The organism is Kitasatospora paranensis, from assembly GCF_039544005.1.
Classification (GTDB): domain Bacteria; phylum Actinomycetota; class Actinomycetes; order Streptomycetales; family Streptomycetaceae; genus Kitasatospora; species Kitasatospora paranensis.
Window position 1 is genome coordinate 1,173,557 of the sequence record NZ_BAABKV010000001.1, and the last position, 20,646, is coordinate 1,194,202.

Here is a 20,646-nt window from a genome sequence, read left to right on the forward strand (position 1 = left end):
GGCGGGGTCTGTCCGCGGGGCTCAGCACGAGGGCCGTCCGCCGGCGAGCGCGGTCTCCAGCAGGCCGGCCCACTGCCGGACGATGCCGGCCCGGCGCGGGCCGTCGTCGGTCAGCAGGTTCGCCAGGCCCAGGCCGCGGGCCATGTCCATGGTGGCCTGCACCGTCTCGCGCACCCCGGGCACCGACTCGTCCGCGCCCAGGAACTCCACCGCGGCCCGGTGCGACTCGCGCCCGACGTGGTTCTCCAGGGCGACGATCCGTTCGCGCAGCGCCTCCTCGGTGGCGGCGGCCACCCACAGGTGCAGCCCGGCCCGGAACAGCGGGCCGGTGTACAGCCGGACGATCATGGAGACCACGGCCTCCGTCCTGCCCGACCCGGCCGGCGGCAGCTGCTCCGCGCTGGCCCGCACCGCCGCCAGCCGCTCGTCCGCCACGTACTCGACGGCCGCCGTGAAGAGGTCCTCCCGGGTCGGGAAGTGGTGCTGCGCCGCGCCGCGGGTCACCCCGGCGCGTTCGGCCACCACGGCGACCGTGGAGCCGTTCCAGCCCACCTCGGCCAGACACTCCACCGCCGCCTCCAGCAGGCGTCGGCGGGTGGCGCGGCTACGGTCCTGCTGCGGGGCGCGCAAGGCGGCGGCATGGGCGGTCATGGCTGCTCTCGGGTCGCGGACGTCGGAGGCTGGGGCCGATCCTCTCAGATCGGCTCGGCGGAGGCGGTCCGCGGGCGGCCGCGCAGCTCCCGGCGGAGGATCTTGCCGCTCGCGGACTTCGGTACGGCGTCCAGGAACTCGACCGCCCGCACCTTCTTGTACGGGGCCACCTGGGCCGCCACGTACTCCTCCACCTGTGCTCCCGTCAGCGCGCTGCCCGGGGTCCGCACCACGTACGCCTTGGGCCGCTCGGTGCCGTCCTCGCCGGTGACGCCGACCACTGCGGCGTCGGCGATCTCGGGATGGGTGAGCAGCAGGGCCTCCAACTCCGCGGGCGCGACCTGGTACCCCTTGTACTTGATCAGCTCCTTGACCCGGTCGACGACGAAGAGGTAGCCGCGCTCGTCGACGTAGCCGACGTCGCCGGTGTGCAGCCAGCCGTCGTCGTCGATCATCGCGTCGGTCTCCGACTGGCGGCCGAAGTACCCCTTCATCACCTGCGGCCCGCGGAAGAGCAGTTCGCCGCTCTCCCCGGCCGGCAGGTCGGACGCCGGGTCGTCCAGCGCCACCACCCGCAGCTCCGTCGAGGGGACCATCCGGCCGACCGTGCCGGGCGGCGGGTTCGGGTCGTCCAGCGACACCACGTGGGTGACCGGCGACAGCTCGGTCATGCCGTAGCCCTGAAGGATCCGGGGCAGGCCGAGCCGGCGGGCGGCGGCCGCCGCGAGGTCGGCGTCCAGCGGGGCGGCGGCGCTCAGCACGTAGCGGACGGAGGACAGGTCGTACTGGTCCACCAGCGGGTGCTTGGCCAGCGCGAGGACGATCGGCGGGGCCACGAAGACACCCTCGATCCGCTGCTCCTGGATGGTCCGCAGGAACTGCTCCAGGTCGAAGCGCGGCAGCACGACCACGGTGGAGCCGCTGCGCAGCGGCTGGTTGAGCAGCGCCGTCATCCCGTAGATGTGGAAGAAGGGCAGCACCGCGAGGATCCGCTCGCCCGGCTCGGTGGCGTGCACCGCGTCGGTCTGGGCCAGGTTCGAGGCGAGCGAGCGGTGGGTCAGCATCACGCCCTTGGGCAGGCCGGTGGTGCCGCTGGAGTAGGGCAGCACCGCGAGGTCGCGGGCCGGGTCGATCATCGGCGCCGGGTCCTCGGCGCCGGCCGCCGCCAGGTCGGCCAGCGACCGGTGCCCGGGCGCCCGGTCGCAGACCACGATCTCGGCTATCGGGTGCCCCTCGGCGGCGAGTTCGGCCGCGGCCGCGGCTGCCGTCGGCAGGAAGGCGGCGATGGTGACGATCCAGCGGGCACGGCTGTCGCGGAGCTGGCCGGCCAGCTCGCCGGGGGTGGCGAGCGAGGAGACGGTGGTGACGACAGCACCGGCCCGGGAGGCCGCGTACAGCGCGACCGGGTAGGCGATCGAGTTGGGACTGTACAGCGCGACCACGTCGCCCGGGCGAACGCCGGCCGCGGCGAGTCCGGCGGCGGTGCGGCGAGTGGCCTCGGCCAGCTCGGCGTAGGTCAGCGCGGTGCCGGTGACGCCGTCGACCAGGGCCGGCAGGTGGGCCCGGCCGTTCAGGTCCCCGAGCACGGCCTCGTGGATCGGCAGGTCGAGGGGCTCGATGTCGGGGTGGTCGCTGCGGAACACCATGCATGCCTCCGGCTGGTCCTCGGTGTGGTTCTGCGCTGGTGACAGCCTGCCGGGTTTCCGGCCCGGGGCCCAGAGGGCGGACACGAGAGATCCGTCCGGCGGGCACCGGTGACACCCCGACGGCCGCCGGACGGCGGGTCGACACCGGCGGCCGCCGGACGGCGGGTCAGTACGAGCGGGGCAGGCCGAGGGTATGCTGCGCGACGTAGTTGAGGATCATCTCCCGGCTGACCGGCGCGACCCGGCCGACCCGGGTGGCGGTGAGCAGCGCCGCGAGACCGTACTCCTGGGTGAGGCCGTTGCCGCCCAGGGTCTGCACCGCCTGGTCGACGGCGCGGCAGGCGGCCTCCCCGCCGCGTACTTGGCCATGTTCGCGGCCTCGCCCGCCGCCAGGTCGTCGCCGGCGTCGTACAGGTGGGCCGCCTTCTGCATCATCAGCCGGGCGAGCTCGACCTCGATGGTGCACTGGGCGAGCGGGTGCGCGATGCCCTGATGGGCGCCGATCGGCACGTCCCAGACCGTGCGGGTACGGGCGTAGTCGACCGCGGTGGCGAGGGCCCGGCGGGCGACGCCGATCGAGAACGCGGCGGTCATGATCCGCTCCGGGTTGAGGCCCGCGAACAGCTGGAGCAGCCCGGCGTCCTCGTCACCGACCAGGGCCTCGGCGGGCAGCCGGACGTCGTCCAGGAACACCTGGTACTGCTTCTCGGGCGCGACCAGCTCCATCGGTATGGCCCGGTACTCGAAGCCCGGGGTGTCGCGCGGGACGACGAACAGGGACGGCCGGAGCTTGCCGGTGCGGGCATCCTCGGTACGGCCGACGAAGAGCACCGCGTCGGCCTGGTCGATGCCCGAGATGAACACCTTGCGGCCGCTGAGCAGCCAGTCCTCGCCGTCCCGGCGGGCGACGGTGCCGATCCGGTGGGAGTTGGAGCCGGCATCCGGCTCGGTGATGCCGAACGCCATCTTGCGGCTGCCGTCGGCGAGGCCGGGCAGCCACTGCCGGCGCTGCTCCTCGGTGCCGAAGCGGGCGATGACGGTGCCGCAGATCGCGGGCGAGACGACCATCATCAGCAGCGGGCAGCCGCCCGCCCCGAGCTCCTCCAGGACGATCGAGAGCTCGGTGATCCCGGCGCCGCCACCGCCGTACTCGGCGGGCAGGTTGACGCCGAGGTAGCCCAGCTTCCCGGCCTCGGCCCAGAGTTCGGTGACGGGCTCGCCGGCCCGGGCCTTGTCCTGGAAGTACGCCTGGCCGTAGCGGGCCGCGAGGTCGGCCACCGCCCGGCGCAGCGCGGTCTGTTCGGGGGTCTCGACGAGCGGGCCTGCGGTGGTGCGCGGTGCGGACATGCGATGGTCCTTCCGGGCGGAGGGCGTGAGGGCGGGGATGTGCACGGCCCGGCCACCGGGCCGGGGGCCGGCGGGCGGCCGGACCGGGCGGCGGGATCGTGCGGGCGGGATCGGCGGATCAGGCGGGCTGGACGACGGCGAGGACGGTGCCGGGCTCGACCTGGCGGCCGGGCTCCACCCGCAGTTCGGTGACGACGCCGTCGGCGGGGGCGCTCACCTTGTGCTCCATCTTCATCGCCTCCAGCCAGAGCAGCGGCCGGCCGGCGGTGACGGTGTCGCCGACCGCGACGGCGACCCGGACGACGGTGCCCGGCATGGGGGCCAGCAGGGCGCCGGGCTCGGTCCGTTCGGCCGGGTCGGGGAAGCGGTCCAGGGCCGTGAGGGCGACCGCGCCGAGCGGGCCCTCGACGTGGACGGCCGGGCCGTAGGCGGCGACCCGGTAGGCCCGGCGCACCCCGTCGACCTCCAGCTCGACCCCGTCCCACTCGGCGGCGAGCAGCCGGGTGCCCGGGTGGCCCTCGGCGTCCAGACCGGCCCGGCCGAGCCGGTAGCGGACTTCCAACTCCTCACCGTCGGCGGTGCGGTAGCGCTTGACCTGGGGCTGGGACGGCAGGTTCCGCCAGCCCGAGGGCAGTGCGGTGCGCCGGGTCGCGGCGTCCGCGAGAGCGGCCGCGAGGGCAGCGGTCGCCCGGTCCTTGCCGTCCGGGGCGGTGAGGTCGGCGGCGTGCTCGGTCAGGAAGCCGGTGTGCAGCCGGGCCGCCAGGAACGCCGGGTGGCGCAGCGCCCGGACGAGCAGCTCCCGGTTGGTGGCCGGCCCGTGCAGCCGGGCCCGGTCGAGCGCGTCGGCGAGCCGGCGGGCCGCGGCGGCCCTGGTCGGGGCCCAGGCGATCACCTTGGCGAGCATCGCGTCGTAGTGCACGGTGACGGTCGACCCGGCGGTGACGCCGGAGTCCAGGCGCAGCCCGTGCGGCCCGGGCGCGGTGGTGAACTCCACGGCCGGGGTCGCGAGTTCGACGCGATGCAGGCGTCCGGTCTGCGGCTGCCAGTCGCGGGCCGGATCCTCCGCGTAGAGCCGGGCCTCGATCGCGTGGCCGGTGGTCGCCGGCGGCTCCCCGGCAGCCGATCGCCCTCGGCGACGGCGATCTGGAGGGCGACCAGGTCGAGCCCGGTGACGCACTCGGTGACCGGGTGCTCCACCTGGAGGCGGGTGTTCATCTCCAGGAAGGCCAGCCGGCCGTCCGGGGCGAGCAGGAACTCGGCGGTGCCCGCGCCGATGTAGCCGATCGCGCGGGCCGCGTCGACGGCGGCGCAGTGCAGCGACTCCCGGAGCTCCGGTTCGAGGCCGGGCGCGGGGGCCTCCTCGACCACCTTCTGGTGGCGGCGCTGGAGGGAGCAGTCCCGGTCGCCGACCGCCCAGACGGTGCCGTGCGCGTCCGCCATCAGCTGGACTTCGACGTGCCGCCCGGTCGGCAGGTACGGCTCGCAGAAGACCTCGTCGGAGCCGAAGGCGGCGAGCGCCTCGGCGCGGGCGGCGGCCAGCGCCTCGGGCAGCTCGGCCAGGTCGCGAACGACCCGCATGCCGCGCCCGCCGCCGCCCGCCGCGGCCTTGACCAGGAGCGGCAGGTCGCTCGCGGCGGGCGTGTCGCCGACGGTGAGCACCGGCACCCCGGCCGCGGCCATCAGCCGCTTGGCGCCGGTCTTGGAGCCCATCGCGGCGATGGCGGCGGGCGGCGGGCCGATCCAGGTCAGCCCGGCGTCCAGCACGGCCTGAGCGAACTCCGCGTTCTCGGACAGGAAGCCGTACCCCGGGTGGACCGCGTCGGCCCCCGCGGCGAGGGCGGCGGCGATCACCAGGTCGCCGCGCAGGTAGGTGTCGGCCGGGGCCGCACCGGGCAACCGGACGGCCGCGTCGGCGTCCCGGACGTGCGGGGCGTCGGTGTCCGGGTCGGAGTGGACGGCCACGGTGGCGATACCGAGCTCCCGGCAGGTCCGGAAGACCCGGCGGGCGATCTCGCCGCGGTTGGCGACCAGCAGTGAGGTGATCATCTCGTCCTTTGCCCTTACATCCGGAAGACGCCGTAGCCGCGCGCGCCCTCGACCGGGCCGCTGTGGACGGCGGAGAGGCACATGCCGAGCACCGTGCGGGTGTCGCGCGGGTCGATCACCCCGTCGTCGTACAGCCGGCCGGAGAGGAAGGCGGGCAGCGACTCGGCCTCGATCTGCTGCTCGACCATGGCCCGGATCGCCGCGTCGGCGTCCTCGTCGTACGGGGTGCCCTTGGCTGCGGCGGACTGCCGGGCGACGATCGAGAGCACCCCGGCGAGCTGCTGCGGGCCCATCACCGCGGACTTGGCGCTCGGCCAGGCGAACAGGAAGCGCGGCTCGTACGCGCGGCCGCACATGCCGTAGTGCCCGGCGCCGTAGGAGGCGCCCATCAGCACGGAGAGGTGCGGCACCCGGGAGTTGGAGACCGCATTGATCATCATCGCGCCGTGCTTGATGATGCCGCCCTGCTCGTAGCTCTCGCCGACCATGTAGCCGGTGGTGTTGTGCAGGAAGACCAGCGGGATGTCCCGCTGATTGGCGAGCTGGATGAACTGTGCGGCCTTCTGCGACTCGGCGCTGAACAGCACGCCCTGCGCGTTGGCCAGGATGCCCACCGGGTAGCCGTGCAGGGTCGCCCAGCCGGTGGCCAGGCTGGGCCCGTACAGCGGCTTGAACTCGTCGAAGTCCGAGCCGTCGACGAGCCGGGCGATCACCTCGCGCGGGTCGAACGGCACCCGCAGGTCGCCGGGGACGATGCCGAGCAGCTCCTCCTCGTCGTACTTCGGCGGCGCGGCGGCGATGTCCGGGCGCGGTCCCTCCCGGCGCCAGTGCAGGCGGTGCACGATCCGCCGGGCGATCCGGCAGGCGTCCGGCTCGTCCTCGGCGACGTGGTCGGCCAGGCCGGAGGTGCGGGCGTGCATGTCGGCGCCGCCGAGCCGCTCCTCGTCGGCCTCCTCGCCGGTGGCCATCTTCACCAGCGGCGGGCCGCCCAGGAAGACCTTGGCCCGCTCCCGGACGAGGACCGTGTGGTCGGACATGCCCGGCACGTACGCGCCGCCGGCAGTGGAGTTGCCGAACACGACGGCGATCGTCGGGATCCCGGCGGCGGACAGCCGGGTCAGGTCCCTGAACAGCGCGCCGCCCGGGATGAAGATCTCCTTCTGGCTCGGCAGATCGGCGCCGCCGGACTCGACCAGGTTCACCAGCGGGAGGCGGTTGTGCAGGGCGATCTCGTTGGCCCGCAGCGCCTTGCGCAGAGTCCACGGATTGCTGGAACCGCCGCGCACCGTCGGGTCGTTGGCGGTGATGACGCACTCGGTACCCTCGATGACGCCGATTCCGGTGACCAGCGAGGCGCCGACCGGGTGGTCGCTGCCCCAGGCGGCCAGCGGCGAGAGCTCCAGGAACGGCGAGTCCTGGTCGACGAGCAGCTCGATCCGCTCACGGGCGGTCAGCTTGCCGCGGGCGCGGTGCCGGTCGACGTAGCGCGGGCCGCCGCCGGCCAGCGCCTTGGCGTGCTCGACGGCGAGCGCGTCCAGTTTCTCCAGCATGACGGCGCGGTGGTCCGCGTACTCGTCGCCGCCGGTGTCCAGGCGGGTGGCGAGGATGGTCACAGCAGGGCCTCCGGGATGTCGAGGTGCCGGGAGCGCAGCCACTCCCCCAGCGCCTTGGCCTGCGGGTCGAAGCGTGCCTGGGCGGCGACGCCCTCGCCGAGCAGTCCGGTCAGGGTGAAGTTGACGGCGCGCAGGTGGGGCAGCAGATGCCGCTCGACCGGCAGGGCGGCCGCCTCGGGCAGCAGCGTGCGCAGCAGGTCGACGGTCAGGGTGTGCGCCAGCCAGCGCCAGCCGTCGTCGCTGCGGGCCCACACCCCGAGGTTGGCGTCGCCGCCCTTGTCCCCACTGCGGGCACCGAGCACCCGGCCGAGCGGCGCGCGCCGGGTCGGCCCGGCGGGCAGCGGCGGGGGCAGCGGCGGCTCGGTGAGCGGGGCGAGCGCGCGGGTGGCGCCCGGCGCGGGGATCGCGCGGCGGGTGCCGTCGGGCAGCACCGCGGTGTGCGGGACGCTGCCGGCGTCGAGGTACGCCGTCTCGAAGACGCCGTACGGCGTGCCCGGTCCGGGCGGCGCGGTCAGGTGGAAGCCGGGGTAGCCGGCCAGGCCGAGTTCGACGGCGGCGGCGCCGACCGCGCGGCCGACGGCCTTCTCGTCCGGATCCCGGACAGTGAGGCGCAGCAGGGCCGAGGCGGTCTCCTCGGTGGCGGCGTCGGGGTGGTCGGTGCGGGCGAGCGTCCAGCGCAGCTCGGCCGGCGGGCGGCCGAGGGCGGCCGCCATCTGACGGCGCACCAGGTCGGCCTTCTCCTCGATGTCGAGGCCGGTGAGCACGAACACCACCTCGTTGCGCCAGCCGGCCAGCCGGTTGAGACCGACCTTGAGGGTCGGCGGCGGGGCCTCGCCGTGCACCCCCTCGATCCGGACCCGGTCCTGGCCCTGGGCGGCGAGGCGGACGGTGTCCAGGCGGGCCGTCACGTCGGGCCCGGCGTAGCGCGGTCCGGCGGTCTCGTAGAGCAGTTGGGCCGTGACGGTCTCCACGGTGACGGCGCCGCCGGTGCCCGGATGCTTGGTGATGACGCTGCTGCCGTCGGCGTGGATCTCGGCCAGCGGGAAGCCGGGCCGGGTCACGTCGTGCTCGCGGAAGAAGGCGTAGTTGCCGCCGGTCGCCTGGGCGCCGCACTCGAGGACGTGTCCTGCGACGACGGCGCCGGCGATGGCGTCGTGGTCGTCGGGGGCCCAGCCGAAGTGCGAGATCGCCGGGCCGGCCACCAGTGCGGCGTCGGTGACCCGGCCGGTGACGACGACGTCGGCGCCCGCGTCGAGGCAGGCGGCGATGCCCTGCGCACCCAGGTAGGCGTTGGCGGCGAGCAGCCCCGGACGGGGCCCGAACTCGGCGGCCCGGCCGAGCAGGTCATCGCCCTCGACGTGCCCGACCCGTAGCGTCAGTCCCTGCTTGGCGGCCAGTTCGGCGACGGCCTCGGCCAGCCGGGCCGGGTTGAGCCCGCCGGCGTTGACCACGATCCGCACCCGCCGGTCGGCGGCCAGGCCGAGACACTGCTCGGCCTGGCGCAGGAACGTCCTGGCATAGCCGAGCCCGGCGTCCTTGAGACGGTCCCGGGCCAGGATGAGCATGGTGAGTTCGGCCAGGTAGTCGCCGGTGAGGACGTCCAGCGGCCCCCGGTGAGCATCTCCTCGAACGCGGCGAACCGGTCGCCGTAGAACCCTGACGCATTGCCGATCCGCAGCACGCGAGACCCTCCCCTGCCTGGTTCAGCAGCAGCCTGGCAGCGGCCCGTGGATAAAGCAAGCATGCGTGCTTGTTTTTCACCGACGACCCGGCCGGCACCTGGCGCTGCCGGGTCGTGGGTGCGCTGCGGCCTGTCGGCGACTGTCGGGGGCCACGGCGGCGGGCCACGGGGCGGCGCGGCGGTTTCTGGGGGTCGCCCTGGGGCCCGGTGTCGGACTGCTACCAGGGTGCTGCGGCCAGCCGCTCCCGGCAGATCCGGCGGTCCTCCGGGTCCGCCAGGGCGTCGGCGAGGCGGTGGGCCTCGGCCGTCAGCTCGGCGGCGTCGGGGGCACCCGAACGGGCGGCCACCCGGGCGAGACCCTCCGCGGCGAACGCCCTGTCCCAGTCGGCGAAGGCCATCGGGTGCTGGGCGATCAACTCGGCGTAGCGGGCGGCGTGCCGGGCGGCGACGTCGAGCAGGCCGATGGCCACCGCCACGGAAGCGATCATGTACTCGCCGCGGCCGTGGTTGGCGACCGTACCGGCCTGCATCCAGTGGTAGGTGGAGGCATAGGCCGCGTACAGGGCCTGCTCGCGTTCGATCTGCGGGCTGTCGGGCGACAGGCCGCCGTCCATCACGTCCCACGTGCCGATGTTGAGCTCGACACCGAACCAGCGGTGCAGATCCCGGCCGCCGCTCTGCTGGGCGACCAACGCCGCCGCGACATCCCGCCAGCCGTCGAAGCCGTACTCCCTCGCGATCACCAACTGGGCGTCCCGGAGCAGGATCTCGACGCCCGCATCGGCCCGGACGGCCTTCACCCGGGCCACGGCCACCGGGCTTCCACCGGCGTAGGCACGCCTGAGCTCCTTGGCCTGCGCCCTGAGCTGACCGAGATCGGCGTTCCCCGGCAGTTTCCTGGCTTCCATGCGAATCTCCATCGTCACCCGGGTCCGCTGCGGCCGGATGCGACAGGACGAAACCGCGCAGGGCTACGCACAGTGAGGTGGAATCCAGGTGCACTCGGTACTTGCCGCGGACGGGAGGCGCCCTGGTACGCACTGAGGGTCACTCCAGGACAGAAGTCTGACGGCGCCAACATCCGATGCAGCGTCGGGATCCGCGTGGGGCTCTGCGTGGGGCTCTGTGTGGGGCTCCGCGTCAGGCCGGGCCGAGGACGCAGAACCCGTTGCCCTCCGGGTCGGCGCGCACCGTCCACGGGAAGTCGCCGCGGCCTACGCCGGCGGGCGTCGCACCGAGGGTCCTGAGCCGGGCCACGGCCTCCCGGGCCCCGGCCCGTCGAAGGGGTACGGCGCCAGGTCCGGATGAGGCGCGCAACCAGTTCCGCGTGGTGGGCCGCCGAGGTGGTGGCGAGTTCGATGTGCACCCGGTGTCGAACCGTCGCGAAGCCCGGCACGGCGATGACCTCGACGCGGACGGCGGCGGGGTCCGGCCAGACGGGCCCCACGGGCTTGACGCTGGTCGCACCCGGTTCGTGGCCGGAAACACTCCACCCGAGCGCCGCCGCCCAGAACCGGCCCCGGATGATGCTGCTGCCCGGACAGGGCATGCCCGTGGCGACAGTGCCCGGGGCGACGTTGTCAGTGCGGAGAGATCAAGGCGCGAAGTACCAGCAGTACAGGTCGAGGCGCTTCTCCACACGACTGCCGGCCAGGGCTGACACACGTTCAAGGAGGTCCACCGCGTCGTCCGGCGAGATCTTATCGACCGATTCCGAGACGGCCTCAGCCCATGCACCTGCCGTGGCTCGGAGCCGGTCTCTTCCCGCAGCGGCAAGCGCCGTACACAGTGGCTCGGGGACAGCGAAGACGGTGAATCCGTCGTCGGCCATGGGCACCACTTCGCGGAGTGCGCTCTCGGCGCCCGTCAGCTGAGCCTCCCACATCAGCACCGCGTCATCCGGGTAGATGCCGTCGCTCGACACGGTCGGGAAGTCGTGACTTCTGCGGGGCCCGACCCGTAGGGCCGACTCGTCGTCCCTACCGAGGAAGAACTCACCTACGAGATTCGAGCGACTGCTTCCGAAAGTTCCCCTGGGGTTTCGGGGCGACCCGACGGACGACGCCGTGGCGGAGCCTCGTGGCCCGCACGCCTGGCGGAGCGTCAGTCCCTCGCCATCCGGCTCCGCACATGACCGGGCGGGCACGCTCAGAGCGCGAGCATCGCCGCGGCCACCTCGTCGGCGGCCGCGTCGGGGATCGCGGTCGCGGCCTGTTCGAGCACCAGCAGCCGCGCGCCGGAGATCTCGCGTGCGAGCGCCTCGCCGTTGCCGACCGGGAAGAACCGGTTGTGACGACCGTGCACCACGAGCGTCGGCAGGGCGAGCTCGGGCAGGCGCTCGCGCCAGCGCGGCGTGCAGTCGAGCCTGGAGAACGCCGTGCCCATCTGATTGGCCGTCTGGATCGCGGGCTCCGCACCCGGTGTGCGGTCGAAGACGCGCTCGGCGGTCGCGCGTGCCGCTGCGGGATCGTCGCCGAGGATCCCGGCTCTGGCGGCGGCGAATTCCGCGACGGCGGCGCGGTCGGACCAGTCGGGCACCGGGAGCGCGAAGCGTCGCTCCATGGCCGCCTTGTCGTGGTCGGGCAGATCGTCGTCGACCGGGCCGGGGGCGACGGGCCGCGTCCCGGCCAGGGTGAGCGCCGAGAACGCGTCCGGATGGTCGAGCGCGGCGACCTGGGCAACCATCCCGCCGACGCCGATGCCCGCCAGGTGCGCCGGCCGGTCGGCGAGTCCGCGGGCGAGTGCGGCCGCGTCGGCGGCGAGATCCCGGAGCGTGTACGCGGGCGCCTCGGGGTCAACGGTGGTCGATGCGCCGGAGTCGCGCAGGTCGTAGCGCACGACGTGCCGTCCGCCGCGCGCGAGGGCCTCGCACAGCGCGTCGGGCCACGACAGCATGGTCGTGCCGCCCGCGAGCAGTACGAGGGGCGCGGACGCGTCGCCGAAGTGCTCGACCCCGAGCGTGACGCCCTCGGGTGTGCGGAACGAATCGGACCTCGAACGCATCGTCAACCTCCGTGGCGGGTGCACAACCGTGGCCACGCTACCCCGCACCGACGACACCGGGCCCCATGTCCGGCGCTCCACCCTCACCTGCGGAGCGCGCCGAATCCGCGCTGCAGCGAGGACGTCCGGACCGCGGCCCGCACCGGCGGCCGGCGGCCGAGCGCTGCCGCCTCACCGCGCAGTCCGCCGCCGCGGCGGCGGAGCAGGTCGGCCGGCCGGGAGAGGCCGGCACGGCGTGCTCCGAGGCTGCCGGGAGGTCCCCGGCGCCGCCCTCCGGGCGCGCGGTCGGCACGCCCGTCGGCTCCGTCCGGCGCCGAACGGCCCGGGCGGTCGCCCGCGGCGACGGCCGCCGTGGCTTCCGGTACCGCCGATGGCCCAGCATCCGGGCCGTTTCCCACCCGGGCGGACGAACGTCGAGCGTGCCCGGAGGACCGCCGCGCTTCCGCGTGCCAAGACTTGTGGCGGGCACCGACCCCGACACACGGAGCGGCTGCCCAGGGCTCCCGGACACGACCGGGCACCCTTCCCTCCCGAATGGAGAAGACCGTGAAGGACATCCGCAAGGCCCTCGTTCTGGCCACCGCCGCCGGTGCTCTCGTTCTCGGCTCGGCAGGCGTCGCCAGCGCCGACGCAACCGCGACCGGCACGGCCATCGGATCCCCGGGCATTCTGTCCGGCAACGTCATCCAGGTCCCGATCCACATCCCGATCAACCTCTGCGGGAACAGCATCAACCTGATCGGCCTGCTCAACCCGACCGCGGGCAACGTCTGCACCAACAGCTGAGCCAGTGCGGTCGGGTGCCCCGGCCCGTCCCGTCCCGGGGACGTGCCGGGGGCACCGTGCTGCCGACAGGCCCTCAGGCCCTCAGGCCTGCTCCTCGATCGCGCGGACGACCTGCTCGCACAGCTCGTGGGTGCGCAGCGCGTCGCGTGCCGAGAGGACCTTGCCGGCCCGGACGGCCTCCAGGAAGCCGAGCGCCACCTGCTCGATGCCGCGCTGGCGGGCGACCGACACCCAGTCGCCGCGCCGCCGGACGGTCGGCTGGCCGCGGAAGTCGAGGACCTCGGACAGGTTGATCACCGACCGCTTGGAGTCGCCGCCGGAGACCTCCAGCACTTCCTCGGTGGCGCCGCTCATCCGGTTCATGATGCCCAGCGCGGTGAATCCCTGGCCGGCCAGGGTGAGGACGACGTGCTCCAGCAGGCCGTCCCGACTGCGGGAGCGGACGTCGACGTGCTCGATCTCGCCGGGGACGAGGAAGCGCAGGGTGTCGACGACGTGGATGAAGTCGTCGTAGACGGCCGTCCGGGCCGCCTCCGGCAGCCCCTCGCGGTGCTTCTGCAGGACGATCAGGTCGCGCGGGCGCTCCATCGCCATCAGGTAGCCGGGCGCGTGCCGGCGGTTGAAGCCGACGAGCAGCGAGCGGCCCGTCCGCTCGGCCAGGTCGACGAGGTGCCGGGCACCGTCGAGGGTGTGGTCGAGCGGCTTGTCGACGTAGACGTCCACGCCGGCCGTCAGCAGCTTCTCGACGATGGGGACGTGCTGGTCGGTGGAGGCGTGCACGAAGGCGGCTCGCACACCACTGTCGATGAGCTCGCCGAGGTCGGTGTAGCGGTGGGCGATGCGGTAGGCGTCGCCGATGCGGTCGAGCTTCGCCGGGTCACGGGTCATCAGCCGCAGGTCCAGGCCGGGCTGGGCGGTGAGGACGGGGAGGTAGGCCTTCTGGGCGATGTCGCCGAGGCCGATCACCGCCACCGGGAAACTCGCGCTGGCGGGGTCGGTTCCGTACTCGCTCACTGGCGCTCCTGCTGAGGGTGGGTGGCCCCCCTTGTGGCCCCGGCGATGGTGGCCGTCGGGGCCGGGCCGCCCAGCAGCATATGCCAGGAGCGCTGTTGAGCAGTGCGAATGCAGAAAATGCCGGGAGTGCCGAGCGGGCGCGTGCCCCACCACGGCCCGCGCCCGACAGCGCCCTCGGCGCGCGGGCGAGCGGAGCTCCGGGCGCGGGCGACCAGTGCTCCGGCCGCCGGGCGCGGGCGGATGTCCGGGCCGTCCGGGCCGTCGTCCCACCCGCCGGGCCGGGCATTGTGCCCGACGGCCGTCCGGGGATACCGTGCCATCAGGTCATGAGTGTCAGCGACAGGCCCTGGCTCGCTGACCGGCAACCCTCCGTCGCGGCGGGGTGCTCCAGGTGACGACCCGGTGGGGCCGCGGCGGCTCCGCAAGTGCGAGGACGTGTCGGCCCCAGCCGATCGAGCGGGAGGTGGCGGAGTGCGATCGGCCTCTCGGCAGCCCGTGTCCGCCCCCGGCCTGACGTCGCATGCGGCCGACGCCCTGTACGCCCGGCGCCACATCGACCTGCAGCGCGTGGCCAGCGCCCTGTGTCCCCGCTGAGGCCCTGCCTCCGTCCGGCCCGGCGATCCGCCGGCGCCGGCCTCTGACGGCCCCGACACCCCGACACCACCTCCCCGCCACCCGCCTCGGCTCCGCCGGCGGCACCGCGCGCCTCCCGGCCGCGCCCTGCGCCGGCCCGGCGAGCGCGTGGCCCACCGGCCTGCGGGGAATTCCCTTCGTCAGGAAGCGACGCCCCTCCATGCCCCGAACGCATCCGTCCCTCCATCTGGCCGTCGCGCTCGACGGCGCGGGCTGGCATCCCGCGGCCTGGCGCGAGCCCGACGCCCGGCCCGGGGAGCTCCTCTCCGCCGGCTACTGGGCCGACCTGGTCACCGAGGCCGAACGCGGCCTGCTGGATTTCGTCACCATCGAGGACGCGCTGAGCCTGCAGTCCGGCCACCCCACCGAGCCGGACGCCCGGACGGACCAGGTCCGCGGCCGCCTGGACGCCGTCCTGGTCGCCGCACGGGTCGCGCCGCTGACCCGGCACATCGGCCTCGTCCCGACCGTGGTGGTCACCCACACCGAACCGTTCCACCTCTCCAAGGCGGTGGCGACGCTCGACTTCGTCAGCCGCGGGCGGGCCGGGGTCCGGGTGAAGGTCTCGGCCCGCCGGGACGAGGCGGCACACTTCGGCCGGCGGACCGTCCCCCGTCTCCCGTTCGACGACCTGGGCACGCCCGCGGCGCAGGCGCTGGTCGCCGAACTCTTCGAGGAGGCGGCCGACTACGTGGAGGTGGTGCGCCGGCTCTGGGACAGCTGGGAGGACGACGCGGAGATCCGCGACGTCGCGACCGGGCGCTTCATCGACCGCGAGAAGCTCCACCACATCGACTTCCGGGGCAGCCGGTTCAGCGTGAAGGGCCCCTCGATCACCCCGCGTCCGCCGCAGGGCCAGCCGCTGGTCACCGCGCTGGCGCACGACACCGTGCCCTACCGGCTGGTCGCGGGCTCGGCCGACCTCGGTTTCGTCACCCCGCACGACACCGCCGGGATCCGCGGTCTGCTGGCCACGATCCGCACCGAGCAGACCGCCGCGGGCCGCGCGGACGACACCGTGCACGTCTTCGGCGACCTCCTGGTGTTCCTCGACGACGAGCCGGGCGCGGCCGCCGACCGCAGGGCCCGCCTCGACGCACTCGCCGGCGCCCCCTACCGCACCGACGCGCACGTGTTCACCGGCACGCCGGCCCAACTCGCCGACCTGGTGCAGGAGTGGCAGCGGGCCGGGCTGACCGGCCTCCGGCTGCGGCCGGCCGCCCTGCCGCACGACCTGGTGCAGATCACCCGCGGCCTCGTCCCCGAACTGCAGCGCCGCGGTGCCTTCCGCACCGCGTACGAGGCGGACACCCTGCGCGGTCTGCTCGGCCTGCCGCGCCCGGTCAACCGCTACGCGGCGGCCACCCCGGCCGCCACGGCAGCGCCGCCGGGACCGACCGTGCCCGAGGCGCCGCCGGCGCCCGCCGCCGTCTGAACACCCGCCCAGCCGAGAGACCTTGGGAACGCCTCCGCATGAGCAAGCCCGTCAAGCAGATCCATCTCGCCGCCCACTTCCCCGGTGTGAACAGCACCACCGTCTGGAGCGACCCGGCCGCCGGCAGCCAGATCGACTTCGACTCCTTCGTCCACCTGGCCCGCACGGCCGAACGCGCCGGATTCGACTTCCTGTTCCTCGCGGAGGGGCTGCGGCTGCGCGAGCAGCACGGCGCGATCCACGACCTCGACGTGGTCGGCCGGCCGGACACCCTCACCGTGCTGGCCGCGCTGGCCGCCGTCACGGACCGGCTCGGACTGGCCGGGACGATCAACTCCACCTTCAACGAACCGTACGAGGTGGCGCGGCAGTTCGCCTCGCTCGACCATCTGTCGGCGGGGCGAGCCGCCTGGAACGTCGTCACCTCGTGGGACGAGTTCACCGGGGAGAACTTCCGCCGCGGCGGATTCCTGGCCGAGGAGGACCGCTACCTGCGGGCCCGGCAGTTCCTGGCCGCGACCTGGGAGCTGTTCGACTCCTGGCGGGGCGACGAGATCGTCGCCGACCGGCGCAGCGGTGTCTTCCTGGCAGACCCGGACGCGGGCCGGTTCGACCACCACGTCAGCCAGTTCGACATCACCGGCCGGTTCGACGTCCCGCGCAGTCCGCAGGGGCGGCCGGTGATCTTCCAGGCCGGCGACTCCGAGGAGGGCCGCGAGTTCGCCGCCTCGGCCGCCGACGCCGTGTTCAGCCGGCACGGGACGCTGGAGGCCGGCCGGGCCTTCTACGCGGACGTCAAGGGCCGGCTCGCGCGCCACGGCCGCTCGCCCGACGACCTGAAGATCCTGCCGGCCGCCACCTTCGTCCTCGGCGACACGGACGCCGACGCCGAGGAGAGGGCCCACGTGATCCGCCGACTGCAGGTCAGCGGGCAGACCGCGATCCGCACCCTCGAACAGCTCTGGAACCGGGACCTGGGCGCGTACGACCCGGACGGGCCGCTGCCGGAGATCGATCCGCTGGTCGGCGAGCACACCGTCGCCCGCGGACGGGCCGATGTCCGGATGCGCCGGGATCCGCTGACCGTCGCCCGGCAGTGGCGCGAGCTGGCCGAGGCGAAGAAGCTGTCGATCCGCGAGCTCGTCATTGAGGTGACGGGGCGTCAGTCCTTCATCGGCACGCCCGCGAAGGTCGCCGCGACGATCGACTCCTTCGTGCAGTCGGACGCGAGCGACGGATTCATCCTGGTGCCACACCTGACACCGGGCGGTCTGGACGAGTTCGCCGACACCGTCGTGCCGCTGCTCCAGGAACGCGGGGTGTTCCGCACCGCGTACGAGGGCAGCACGCTCCGCGACCACCTCGGGCTCGGCCCGGCCGGGCGGCCGCGGGCCGCCGCCGGTGCGACCGTGCGGGAGGCGTCGTGAAGTTCCTGGCCATCACCCTGATCCCGCACGCGCCGCACCCGGTGACCGGCCGGCGGACGTCGACCGCCGAGCGGTTCCGCGAGGTCATCGGCAATGCGCTGCTCGCGGAGGAGCTCGGCTTCGACGGCTTCGGCGTCGGGGAGCGCCACGAACGGCCCTTCCTCTCGTCCTCGCCGCCCGTGGTGCTCAGCCACATCGCCGCACTGACCCGGCGCATCCGGCTGTTCACCGCCGTCACCACCCTCAGCCTGCTGGACCCGGTGCGCGCCTACGAGGACTACGCCACCCTCGACCACCTGTCCGACGGCCGTCTCGAACTGATCATCGGCAAGGGGAACGGCACGGCCCAGCGCGAGCTGTTCGACGTCGGCCCCGAGGACCAGTGGGAGCGCAACGCCGAGTCCTACGACCTGTTCCGCCGGATCTGGCACGAGGGCAAGGTCACCGCCACGCCGAAGTTCCGGCCCGCACTGACCGACGCCGAGGTCTGGCCGCGCCCGCTCCAGCAGCCCGTCCGGGTCTGGCACGGCAGCGCCACCAGCCGCGAGTCGACCGACCTCGCGGCCCGCTACGGCGACCCGCTCTTCTCCGCCAACGTGACCCACCCGATCGGGCCGTACGCCGCACTCGTCCGCCACTACCGCGAGCGGTGGGAGCACTACGGGCACGGCCCGGCGCTCGCCACCGTCGGCGCGGGAACGGCCGGCTACCACGCGGCCCCGACCTCGCAACAGGCACTCGCCGCCTACCGGCCGGTCTTCGAGGGCCGGCTCGCCTTCCAGCGACGGCTCGGTCTGGATCCGGTGTTCACCACGCTGGAGGACTTCGTGGAGCGCAGTTCGGCGCTGGTCGGCAGCCCGCAGCAGGTGATCGAGAAGGTGCACCGCTACCACGAGCAGCTCGGGCACAGCGTGCTGCACCTGCACGCCGATGCCGACGGTCTCACCCAGAAGCAGCACCGGGACAGTCTGGAGCTCTTCCAGTCCCGGATCGCACCGGTGCTGCGCCGCGGGATCCCCGACCCGCCGTGGGGCTGGGGGCCGGTGACGCCCCTGCCCGCGGCCGGGGCCACCACCACCTCGCGCGAAGGAGTGACGTCATGACCGGCAACACCCCGCTCGCCGTCCTGGACCTGGTGCCGATCACGTCGGGATCCACCGCCGCCACGGCGCTGCGCAACAGCATCGACCTGGCCCGGCAGGCGGAGCGGTTCGGGTACGCCCGCCACTGGTTCGCGGAGCACCATCTCAACCCCGGGGTGGCCGGTACCTCCCCGGCAGTCGTGCTCGCGCTGACCGCGGCGGCGACGTCCACCATCCGGCTCGGCGCCGGGGCCGTCCAGCTCGGGCACCGCACCGCGCTGTCCACCGTCGAGGAGTTCGGGCTGCTCGACGCCCTGCATCCCGGCCGCTTCGACCTGGGCCTGGGCCGCTCCGGCGGCAGGCCGAGTACGCCGGCCCGCGTGCCGGCGGGGGCGGGCCGCACCGCGGTCGTGGACGGCCGCACCCCGAACGGGCTGCGGATCCCGGCCCGGTTCTCCTTCGAACACCTGCTGCACCACCCGCGGTTCGCGCTCCAGCGGAGGCTGCTGCAGCAACCGGGCGCCCAGGCGCAGGACTACGCCGAGCAGATCGACGACATCCTCGCCCTGCTGGCGGGCACCTACACCGCCGCAGACGGCACCGCGGCGCACGTGGTGCCCGGCGAGGGCGCCCCGCTGCAGGTGTGGATCCTCGGCAGCAGCGGTGGCACGAGCGCGGAGGTCGCGGGCGCCAACGGCCTGCGCTTCGCCGCGAACTACCACGTCAGCCCGGCCAGTGTGCTGGAGGCGGCCGAGGGCTACCGGGCGGCGTTCCGGCCCTCGGCCGAGCTCGCGCGGCCGTACCTCGCCGTCTCGGCCGACGTCGTGGTGGCACCGGACGAGGCGACCGCCCGCGAGCTGGCCACCGGGTACGGCCCGTGGGTGCGCAGCATCCGCAGCGGCGACGGCGCCATCCCGTTCCCCACCCCGACGAGGCCCGGGCGCACGTCTGGACGGCGGCGGACCGGGAGCTGGTCGCGGACCGGCTGGAGACGCAGTTCGTCGGCTCACCGCGGCAGGTCGCCGACCGGCTGGAGGAACTCCGGGACGCCACCAGGGCCGACGAGCTCCTGATCACCACCATCACCCATGGGCACGCCGACCGCGTCCGCTCCTACCGGCTGCTGGCCGAGGAGTGGCAGCGGCGCTGAGAAAAGCCCTGGGGCCACCGGGCACGCCGCACGGCGGCGGGCCCGGTGGTGCGGTGTGCCCCGGCTCGCCGGCCCTCAGCGGCGGGCACCCTTGAGCGCGGCGCGCAGCCGGGCGTACGGCGTGGGCGGCAGCTCGCCGCGGCTGTGGCCTCGGGCGAAGCGCCGTTCGACGTAGTACTGCCCGATGGAGAGCAGGCTGGTGACGGCGATGTACCAGAGGGTGGCGACCAGCAGCAGCGGGATCACCTGGTAGGTCTGGTTGTAGATCAACTGGGCCGAGAACAGCAGGTCGTGGACGGCGAGGACACTGACGATGCTGGTGCCCTTCAGGGTGCCGATCAGCATGTTGCCGGCGGTGGGAACGATGGTGCGCATCGCCTGCGGGACGACGATGCGGCGCAGCACCCGGAGCCGGCGCAGGCCGAGCGACTGGGCGGCCTCCAACTGGCCCTGGTCGACGGAGAGGAGCCCGCCCTGACCACCTCGGCGGCGAACGCGGCCTCGTGCAGGGTGAGTCCGATGACGGCGGTGACGGTCGGCCCCAGCAGGTCCACCGTGTGCAGGCTGAACAGCTGGGGACCGTACGGGAGGCCCAGCGAGAGCGTCGGGTACAGCGCGCCGATGTTGAACCAGAAGAGGAGCTGGACGAGGACGGGCGTCGCCCGGAAGATCCACACGTAGCCCCGGCTCAGCCCGGAGAGCACCGGGTTGCCGGAGAGCAGCGCCACGGCGAGCACCGTGCCGATCGCGAAGCCGAGCACCATCACGGCCGCGGTGAGCCAGAGCGTGAGCAGCAGCCCGTGCACGATCGCCGTGGAGGTGAGGTAGCTGCCGACGACGTCCCACTGGAACGCCGGGTTGCGGGCGACCGAGCGGAGGAGGAGGCCGACCACCAGCAGTGCGGCGACGGCCGCTGCGGTGCGGCCGGGCCTGCGCCGCGGGACGATCACCGGATCGTCCTCGGGCGGGGGCGCGGAGAGCGCGGAGGGCAGGACGTCGTGGGGCGTGGCCATGGGGCGGCTCCGGGGAGTGGGCGGACAGGGCTCGGCTGTCGTCCGCCGCGCACGCCGCGTCCCTCAACGCGACTGGATCCGCCGGGACTTCGACGTGATCCGGGGCACCTCACTCCGCT

Annotated in this window: 12 protein-coding genes, 6 pseudogenes and 1 riboswitch; of the genes and pseudogenes, 6 read left to right on the top strand and 12 right to left on the bottom strand. The window is 74.2% G+C overall.

The features are described from left to right. Positions 1 to 21: 21 nt before the first annotated feature. The 10 genes and pseudogenes from ABEB13_RS05990 to ABEB13_RS06035 form a co-directional block, all read right to left on the bottom strand. Positions 22 to 651 carry a TetR/AcrR family transcriptional regulator gene (locus ABEB13_RS05990; protein WP_345704602.1) on the bottom strand — a complete coding sequence of 210 codons (630 nt, stop codon included), beginning with the start codon at positions 649 to 651 and terminating at the stop codon, positions 22 to 24. Between the two features lie 44 nt (positions 652 to 695). Next, entirely contained in the window at positions 696 to 2,297 is a 1,602-nt protein-coding gene (locus tag ABEB13_RS05995; protein WP_345704603.1) for an AMP-binding protein, read from the bottom strand. 166 nt (positions 2,298 to 2,463) lie between these two features. Further along, positions 2,464 to 3,644 (bottom strand): annotated as a pseudogene (locus ABEB13_RS06000) (acyl-CoA dehydrogenase family protein). A gap of 118 nt (positions 3,645 to 3,762) precedes the next feature. After that, positions 3,763 to 5,690: pseudogene (locus tag ABEB13_RS06005) on the bottom strand (acetyl/propionyl/methylcrotonyl-CoA carboxylase subunit alpha). Between the two features lie 14 nt (positions 5,691 to 5,704). After that, complete coding sequence (locus ABEB13_RS06010; RefSeq protein ID WP_345704604.1) at positions 5,705 to 7,303, bottom strand: acyl-CoA carboxylase subunit beta; 1,599 nt, start codon at positions 7,301 to 7,303, stop codon at positions 5,705 to 5,707. Beyond that, positions 7,300 to 8,924, bottom strand: a pseudogene (locus ABEB13_RS06015) (acyclic terpene utilization AtuA family protein). The gene ABEB13_RS06010 and the pseudogene ABEB13_RS06015 overlap by 4 nt, the downstream one beginning before the upstream one ends. 278 nt (positions 8,925 to 9,202) lie before the next feature. Further along, on the bottom strand, positions 9,203 to 9,892 hold the full coding sequence (locus ABEB13_RS06020) for a hypothetical protein (protein WP_345704605.1): 690 nt from the start codon (positions 9,890 to 9,892) through the stop codon (positions 9,203 to 9,205). 238 nt (positions 9,893 to 10,130) lie between these two features. Then, positions 10,131 to 10,533 (bottom strand): annotated as a pseudogene (locus ABEB13_RS06025) (VOC family protein); the annotation flags it as partial. A 45-nt stretch (positions 10,534 to 10,578) separates the two neighbouring features. Beyond that, positions 10,579 to 10,908, bottom strand: a complete 330-nt coding sequence (locus tag ABEB13_RS06030; protein WP_345704606.1) for a hypothetical protein — start codon at positions 10,906 to 10,908, stop codon at positions 10,579 to 10,581. A gap of 224 nt (positions 10,909 to 11,132) precedes the next feature. Then, a complete protein-coding gene (locus tag ABEB13_RS06035; RefSeq protein ID WP_345704607.1) occupies positions 11,133 to 11,987 on the bottom strand; it encodes an alpha/beta fold hydrolase in 855 nt (284 codons plus the stop codon). Positions 11,988 to 12,521: 534 nt separating this feature from the next. Between ABEB13_RS06035 and ABEB13_RS06040 the strand changes: the two genes are divergently transcribed. Further along, positions 12,522 to 12,773 carry a chaplin gene (locus tag ABEB13_RS06040; RefSeq protein ID WP_345704608.1) on the top strand — a complete coding sequence of 84 codons (252 nt, stop codon included), beginning with the start codon at positions 12,522 to 12,524 and terminating at the stop codon, positions 12,771 to 12,773. Positions 12,774 to 12,854: 81 nt separating this feature from the next. Here the strand turns inward: ABEB13_RS06040 and ABEB13_RS06045 are convergent, their stop codons facing one another. Beyond that, the gene (locus tag ABEB13_RS06045; RefSeq protein ID WP_345704609.1) at positions 12,855 to 13,787 is read right to left on the bottom strand and encodes a Gfo/Idh/MocA family protein; all 933 of its coding nucleotides are present in this window, start codon (positions 13,785 to 13,787) and stop codon (positions 12,855 to 12,857) included. A gap of 322 nt (positions 13,788 to 14,109) precedes the next feature. Further along, positions 14,110 to 14,221: riboswitch (SAM riboswitch) on the top strand. Between the two features lie 61 nt (positions 14,222 to 14,282). On the opposite strand from ABEB13_RS06045, the gene ABEB13_RS40325 reads away from it, so the two are divergent. From ABEB13_RS40325 to ABEB13_RS06065, 5 genes and pseudogenes are all read left to right on the top strand, one after another. Further along, positions 14,283 to 14,381 (top strand): putative leader peptide, encoded by a 99-nt coding sequence (locus ABEB13_RS40325; protein WP_425559953.1) that lies wholly within the window; start codon positions 14,283 to 14,285, stop codon positions 14,379 to 14,381. Between the two features lie 199 nt (positions 14,382 to 14,580). Then, positions 14,581 to 15,855 carry an LLM class flavin-dependent oxidoreductase gene (locus tag ABEB13_RS06050; protein WP_345704610.1) on the top strand — a complete coding sequence of 425 codons (1,275 nt, stop codon included), beginning with the start codon at positions 14,581 to 14,583 and terminating at the stop codon, positions 15,853 to 15,855. A gap of 38 nt (positions 15,856 to 15,893) precedes the next feature. Next, positions 15,894 to 17,282: an NtaA/DmoA family FMN-dependent monooxygenase gene (locus ABEB13_RS06055; RefSeq protein ID WP_380230577.1), complete on the top strand. Its 1,389-nt coding sequence runs from the start codon at positions 15,894 to 15,896 to the stop codon at positions 17,280 to 17,282. Next, positions 17,279 to 18,385 carry an LLM class flavin-dependent oxidoreductase gene (locus ABEB13_RS06060; protein ID WP_345704611.1) on the top strand — a complete coding sequence of 369 codons (1,107 nt, stop codon included), beginning with the start codon at positions 17,279 to 17,281 and terminating at the stop codon, positions 18,383 to 18,385. The genes ABEB13_RS06055 and ABEB13_RS06060 overlap by 4 nt, the downstream gene beginning before the upstream one ends. After that, positions 18,382 to 19,514: pseudogene (locus tag ABEB13_RS06065) on the top strand (LLM class flavin-dependent oxidoreductase). Before ABEB13_RS06060 ends, ABEB13_RS06065 begins: the two are co-directional and overlap by 4 nt. Before the next feature lie 75 nt (positions 19,515 to 19,589). Here ABEB13_RS06065 and ABEB13_RS06070 read toward each other — a convergent pair. Continuing rightward, positions 19,590 to 20,527, bottom strand: a pseudogene (locus ABEB13_RS06070) (amino acid ABC transporter permease). Between the last annotated feature and the right edge of the window lie 119 nt (positions 20,528 to 20,646).

Excerpts from the sequence above, each read along its gene's own strand:
- ABEB13_RS05990 (WP_345704602.1), bottom strand. The coding sequence starts at position 651 with ATGACCGCCCATGCCGCCGCCTTGCGCGCCCCGCAGCAGGACCGTAGC.
- ABEB13_RS06035 (WP_345704607.1), bottom strand. The coding sequence starts at position 11,987 with ATGCGTTCGAGGTCCGATTCGTTCCGCACACCCGAGGGCGTCACGCTC.
- ABEB13_RS06050 (WP_345704610.1), top strand. The coding sequence starts at position 14,581 with ATGCCCCGAACGCATCCGTCCCTCCATCTGGCCGTCGCGCTCGACGGC.
- ABEB13_RS06020 (WP_345704605.1), bottom strand. The coding sequence starts at position 9,892 with ATGGAAGCCAGGAAACTGCCGGGGAACGCCGATCTCGGTCAGCTCAGG.
- ABEB13_RS05995 (WP_345704603.1), bottom strand. The coding sequence starts at position 2,297 with ATGGTGTTCCGCAGCGACCACCCCGACATCGAGCCCCTCGACCTGCCG.
- ABEB13_RS06055 (WP_380230577.1), top strand. The coding sequence starts at position 15,894 with ATGAGCAAGCCCGTCAAGCAGATCCATCTCGCCGCCCACTTCCCCGGT.
- ABEB13_RS06040 (WP_345704608.1), top strand. The coding sequence starts at position 12,522 with ATGGAGAAGACCGTGAAGGACATCCGCAAGGCCCTCGTTCTGGCCACC.